Here is a 5,885-nt window from a genome sequence, read left to right as displayed (position 1 = left end):
TAGCAGGGCGCTGAAAAAGGCCCGCGTGAGGGATGGTTTCCCTCGACGCGGATGCTGGGTGGGGCTGGAGCATGCGCAGGCAGACCTGACTGCGGCTTCCCCGGTCAGGCTGCGAGCAGTTTCGGCAGCCTTGCGAGATTGCAGGCCGCCATTGTCAGCGTAAAGCGGGCGCGCACGCGCTCTATGCCGCGATACATGGTCTGTGTCAGGCCGCCGACGGTCTTGGCCCAGCCGAAGGGTTCCTCGATCTTCTTTCGGCATCGCTGGGATTTGGCATAGCCGGGATGTCGGGTGGTCCGACCGTCGATGGCTGAATGGCGGGACTTCTGGGCGACATGCGGCGTCACCACCATCTGGCGCAGTTCGGCGACGAAGTCGGCGCTGTCGTAGCCACGATCCGCTGCCAGGGTCAGACGCCGCGTCGATCCGGGCGAGTGCCGATGGAGCATGTCGATGGCGGCACGGCGCTCGGCGTGCCCGTCAGCTTGCGTGAGGTCGGCGTGCACGATCAGGCCGGAACGGTTCTCCATCAGGCTATGCCCCATGAAGCATAGCACCGCGCCAGCGCCGGGCGACTTCTTGAACAGCCGGGCCTCGGGATCAGTCATCGACGCGTGCGTCGCGTTCGAGCGTCGTTCGCCACGAAAATCGACTTCGGCATTGCGGCTGCGGCGTGCGGGACGGGGCATGGGTTTGGGCTCGGCAGTGGATTGGTCAGGAGACGATGTTGGCGATACACGGTCATCTGGCGGATCACCCGGATCGTCGTCCCGGTCGGGCATCGCACTGTCCTTCGGCTGGAAGCTCTTCATGGATGCCCAAGCCTTCACCAGAGTTCCGTCGACCGAGAAATGATCGTCGGACAGCAGCGGCGCCACATCACGATGCGCCAGGATGGCAGCCATGATCCGGCGGGACATGTCGGTGGTCAGCAATCGGTCGCGGTTCTTGCTGAACACCGTGGGGACCCAGACGGCATCGTCGATCCCGAGGCCCACGAACCAGCGGAACAGCAGGTTGTAGTCCATCTGCTCCATGAGCTGCCGCTCGGATCGGATTGAGTAGAGGATTTGCAGCAGGCTGGCGCGGATCAAGCGTTCCGGCGCAATGGAAGGACGGCCCTCACCCGCATAAAGTCGATCGAACTCGGCATCCAGTGAACGCAGGGCATCGTTGACGACGGATCTGATCTTGCGCAGCGGATGCCGGGACGGGATGCGCTCCTCAAGATCGACATAGCTGAACAGCGACCCCGTCACCTCGTCCGATCCGCGCATCGCCACCTCCGTCATACCGTGGGGGCGATGAATCATGTTCCTCGATGCGCGTCGAGACCGGAGTTTTTCAGCAGCCTGCTAGCGAAGAAGGCGTCCACGATACACGGGGCTATTCAAAGTCTGTAGTATTTGGCTTCATTTTATGCTTTGTACTGGGCGGTGTTTAGATTGCCCTCGGGGAGGGTTTAGCCCCGGATGTCTCATCCTCAAGCGGGCGTTTCTGCATGCTCTCCGTAGCAAAGTTCTTGAATAGAAAGGGTTGAAAATAGTGCGAAGATTTTTCCTGACTGTCCTATTTGTCTTTGTCTCATCCTTGCAGGCGTTGGCCCAAGACTCTGGTGCAAGCTTGCTGCAAGAGTTTTCGGATCTCAGCGAGCGGATCAAAACACTGGAAGACCAGAACTTTGCGTTGATCCAACGCCTAGACGGGCTTGAACCAGACGTGACTGGTCCAACACAACCGATTAGTCAAATAAAACAAGCTGTAGCGCAGGGCGCCTGTCTGGGTATTCACAGCAATAGTGGGGAGAGCAATTGGAGTGGCTGGGTCCGTGCCGTGCATCGCCCATATGCTTCGCCAAACGGGTGGATCATCGACAGGCCGGATGATTGGCTCCCGGTAGAAGAAGATTTGGTTAGGGTAACCTGCGACACGGTCTGCGATCAACTAATCGATCATCCTGCATCGTCCATGGAGCGTTATAATAACGTGCGTTTTTCTTGTTTTTCGTCTTTACACCTCTACGACGATGCACCGATGGACTCCGAGCAAGCGGTGACTGGTTTGAAGGCCCACTACTACAGTGGTGGCTGCTCGCATCCGCGGACCGGCCCCAACTATTGTTGCTGCAGGACCGTGCCGTGACCGGAAAATCGCGGATGTTCTGAATGCCGAAGGCTACGTGTCACCCAAGCGGCGCGGCACCTACACAGCCGAAATGGTTCGCCATCGTCTGGTTGCGGCCGATATCGCCGAGAGTAAGCTCAAAAAGCCCAGAATGACAGCGGCGATTGTGCGAGACCCCGACGAGTGGATGATCCGGGAATTGGCCGAGTACATCTGTTTAGTCGCACGGTTTGATGGTGTGATCCTTTCGCAGGAATGGAAGGAAGCACTATGGGACAAGTTCGTCACGGTTGCGCCACGACCACGCACGCCGTCAGAGCTGCAATATAGCGATCGCAAGCTTCGCTCGCGGAACTGAGCCGAGAGCTGGGCATCAATGCCAAGACGGTTGCGAAGTGGCGGGAGCGGACGACGGTCGAGGATCTGAAGACCGGCCCGAAGGAGCCGCGCTCCACGGTCCTGACCGAAGCAGAAGAGGCCATGATCGTCGCCTTTCGGCGCCACACACTTCTGCCGCTTGATGACTGTCTCTATGCCCTGCAGCCGTCGATCCCGCACCTGACGCGGTCAGCATTGCATCGCTGCCTGCAACGGCATGGCATCTCGCGCCTGCCGGACGTCGAGGGCGACAAGTCGAAGCGCCAGAAGTTCAAGCGCTACCCGATCGGCTTCTTCCACATCCACTGCCCGGCAGTGCATGTCTACATGCACGAGAGGGTAGTGATATCAAATTTTGGTTCGATGGGGCAATGTGACCGTACCCAAGAAAGGAATTGATATGAACAAGGTTCTACTCCTCACAACTATTATTATTGCATCTGCGCCAGTTTGGGCGCAATCTGAAGGAATACTGGCTTCACTCTCGGAGTTGCAGGGGCGAATACAAGCACTGGAAGAGCAAAACCGCTGGATGGCTAGCGCATTGTCGCAATCAGTTCTAGCTTCGGTTGCTCCATGCTCGGAAGCTAGAGAGGCTCAATGGGTTGCATTTGATGACGCTCAAGGCCGCTTTCTTCTCGGCGCTTCGGATAAGTTCTTGGCAGGTAGCAAGGACGGTGAAGAAACAGTTCTGCTCACGATAGACGAAATGCCCTCACATGAACATAATCCTCACAAGGGATACTCAGCACTCGCGTCTGACGGAAGACTTCGGGAGGTTTTCCATCCGGATTCAAATAGAGAAAATAATATTGGTTCGTGGCATAAATCTGGTTCTGCTGGCGGGTCGCTACCCCACAATAATATGCCACCCTATCTTGTGATTCACTTCTGCATATTCAACGGTCCTCGATAGCTGTCGCGGGATTGCCAAGTGGTTCCGGGGACCTCGCAGCGGCTTCTTGCGCACGACTGCTCGCCCTGCGCCGTCAGCGCCATGCATTTGAAACACATTCTTCGCTAGTCATCCGGAACTGTAGTTCATATCATTGACCCGAGGTTTTCGGGGAGATCAAATGGTTGGTCGGATTGCAGACGTGGTGGTTTTGAGTGCCGATGAGCGGAGCTTTCTCGAGGCGCAAGTTCGGCGACACAAGGCGGCCCGCTCGCTGTCGGACCGGTGCCGTATGATCTTGCTCTGTGCGGAGGGTCTTCAAAGCAAGGAGGTCGGTATGCGCCTCGGGGTGCATGAGCACACGGTGGGCAAGTGGCGCAGGCGGTTCGTGAAGGATCGGATCGAGGGTCTGACCGACGAATACCGTCCTGGTCGTCCCCGCACAGTATCGGACGATCAGGTGGCCGAGGTGATCGAGAGAACGCTGAACACCACGCCCAAGGATGCCACCCATTGGTCGATCCGGTCGTTGGCCGCGGCGACCGGCCTGTCGCACACAACTATCCGCCGGATCTGGACCGCCTTCGGCTTGCAGCCGCATCGCAGCGAGACCTTCAAACTCTCGACCGACCCGCTGTTCGTGGACAAGGTGCAGGATATTGTCGGCCTCTACATGGCACCGCCGAACCGGCCATCGTTTTGTGCGTAGACGAAAAATCCCAGATCCAGGCGCTTGATCGCGAGCAACCGGTATTGCCGATGGCGCCAGGTGTCGCCGAGCGAAGGACGCACACCTACATTCGCCATGGCACGACCTCGCTGTTTGCCGCGCTCGACATCGTGACGGGAGCGGTGATCGGGAAATGCTACAAGCGCCATCGCGCAACCGACTTCCTGGATTTTCTGAGGCAGATCGACAGGGCAGTCCCGAAGGAGCGCGACATTCATCTGGTGATGGACAACTACCCGTCACGGAAGCTGTGGGATAGGTCCGTCCGGGGATAGGGGAACCTCGGTGTTCAGACGATTTGTGCAACAGAGCCCCAGTCTGATAGAACTGCCGAATGCGCTTGATGAAATTCTTAAAGTCCGGGTTCTCAGTCACGAGCCGATTGCAGGTTGACCAGTCGACGTCCGAACGGCCGCGGGCCGGAAACAGAATGTTGCTCTCGGAGGATTCTCTGCGTCGAGCTGAAGAACGCCGATACCGTGTAGCGCCGGGAGCATGCGCAGTTCTTGCATGGTGCCTTGACCCGGGCGGGCTCGGCATCGATGTCTCGCTGCTGCGCCTCGAGCCCGCGAGAGATGCACCCGGTGAAGGATGGGAGAGGCTTCGGCCATGGCACGCGACCCGTCGAGGGTCGCATGGACAGCACCTCAGCGAGGACATCGGCTTCCACGGCGACGAGTGCGGCTTCCGCGTCCGGAAGGTCCCGCTCGATTTCACTGATGCGGCTCGAGCGATAGGCTACGTCGTCGGCGAGGCGGGAGGTTCGGGTTTGGACGGGGTAGCTGTCGACCCCGTGGTTGCCGTAGCGATCCGCGGCATAGGCCTTCCGGGTCGCGATGGAAGACGTCGAGCTCTGCCTGCGCCTGGAGGCGTCGCTTGTGATTGTGGATGAGGGAGTCGCGCAGTTCCGTCACGCGCGCCTGTGCGCCGCGGACCCGGGCGGCCAGTTTCTTCGGAATGTCGGGTCTGGAGGGAGCCATGTCTACCTTCTGTCTCAAACAAGGAAAAAGGTGTGCGATCCCCCGGCGGCTCTCTGGTCTGCCGCCTCCGAGAAACCCCGATCAGAGATTTCCGGCCGAAAGACAGACAGGCAGACGGAGAGGTCCATGCGTCAGTCCGAAGCTGGGGGCTCGATCCCGAGCCGAGAAAGGAGCCGGCGAAAATTCGTGTCGCTGTCGTCGCCCTTCCAGCGATTGGCGAACCAGCACACGATCTGGATGTTGCCGATCTCGTATCCGAGGCCGCTGTCGATCCGATCGGGAGAGGCCATCATGTCGCGGTCACTGACAGGTGGCAGGTCGAGCGGCAGCCCGGTCAACTTGCAGAGCCCTTTTTGGCCGTGGATCAACTCGGCAATATGTTTCATGAGAGCCTCGCGATCCATCGACGTGGACTTGGGCTTCACCCGTCGCTCGACGATCTGGCCGTTCGACGGCTCTGTTGCACAAATCGCGTGAGGGATTCATCTCGTGAATCCAGCGTGGTAGCCGGGATGCATGAGCAGACCCATACCCGCGACCTACAGGACCAGGAACTGGCCAGCCTATAACGAAGCGCTCAAGCGCCGGGGTTCGCTGACGATCCACTGACCGGCAGTGCATTGCGCAGCAATGTCACGAGAGGTTGGTTCGACCCTGAGATGAGCTGGGATGGCGCGGCGACAGGCCGGGGTGGCCGACAGCAGACCTACAGCGATGCCGCTATCCAGACGTGCCTTTCGATGAAGGTTTTGTTCGGCATGGCGCTCCGGCAGACAAC

General features: G+C 59.2%; 5 protein-coding genes and 3 pseudogenes. 6 read left to right on the top strand and 2 right to left on the bottom strand.

What is annotated here, in order from left to right:
* Positions 1 to 104: 104 nt before the first annotated feature.
* Complete coding sequence (locus tag BLQ77_RS27895; RefSeq protein WP_089962992.1) at positions 105 to 1,277, bottom strand: IS5 family transposase; 1,173 nt, start codon at positions 1,275 to 1,277, stop codon at positions 105 to 107.
* A 268-nt stretch (positions 1,278 to 1,545) separates the two neighbouring features.
* Here BLQ77_RS27895 and BLQ77_RS28585 point away from each other — a divergent pair, with 268 nt between their 5' ends.
* From BLQ77_RS28585 to BLQ77_RS27885, 5 genes and pseudogenes are all read left to right on the top strand, one after another.
* Positions 1,546 to 2,142: a hypothetical protein gene (locus BLQ77_RS28585; RefSeq protein WP_165617243.1), complete on the top strand. Its 597-nt coding sequence runs from the start codon at positions 1,546 to 1,548 to the stop codon at positions 2,140 to 2,142.
* Positions 2,143 to 2,179: 37 nt separating this feature from the next.
* Positions 2,180 to 2,482 (top strand): hypothetical protein, encoded by a 303-nt coding sequence (locus tag BLQ77_RS28995; RefSeq protein WP_165617242.1) that lies wholly within the window; start codon positions 2,180 to 2,182, stop codon positions 2,480 to 2,482.
* Positions 2,395 to 2,805, top strand: a pseudogene (locus tag BLQ77_RS27890) (transposase family protein); the annotation flags it as partial. The gene BLQ77_RS28995 and the pseudogene BLQ77_RS27890, both read left to right, overlap by 88 nt.
* A 97-nt stretch (positions 2,806 to 2,902) precedes the next feature.
* Positions 2,903 to 3,418, top strand: coding sequence for a hypothetical protein (locus BLQ77_RS28580; protein WP_131822098.1), 516 nt, complete (start codon positions 2,903 to 2,905; stop codon positions 3,416 to 3,418).
* A 160-nt stretch (positions 3,419 to 3,578) separates the two neighbouring features.
* A pseudogene (locus tag BLQ77_RS27885) lies at positions 3,579 to 4,375 on the top strand (IS630 family transposase); the annotation flags it as partial.
* An 863-nt stretch (positions 4,376 to 5,238) separates the two neighbouring features.
* Here the strand turns inward: BLQ77_RS27885 and BLQ77_RS27875 are convergent.
* Complete coding sequence (locus BLQ77_RS27875) at positions 5,239 to 5,493, bottom strand: hypothetical protein (protein WP_131822097.1); 255 nt, start codon at positions 5,491 to 5,493, stop codon at positions 5,239 to 5,241.
* 130 nt (positions 5,494 to 5,623) lie between these two features.
* Between BLQ77_RS27875 and BLQ77_RS27870 the strand changes: the two are divergent.
* A pseudogene (locus BLQ77_RS27870) lies at positions 5,624 to 5,885 on the top strand (transposase); the annotation flags it as partial.

Source organism: Salipiger thiooxidans (genome assembly GCF_900102075.1).
Lineage (GTDB): Bacteria > Pseudomonadota > Alphaproteobacteria > Rhodobacterales > Rhodobacteraceae > Salipiger > Salipiger thiooxidans.
The sequence above is the reverse complement of the archived record's forward strand: the minus strand, read 5'-3'. Positions and strand labels throughout refer to the sequence as shown.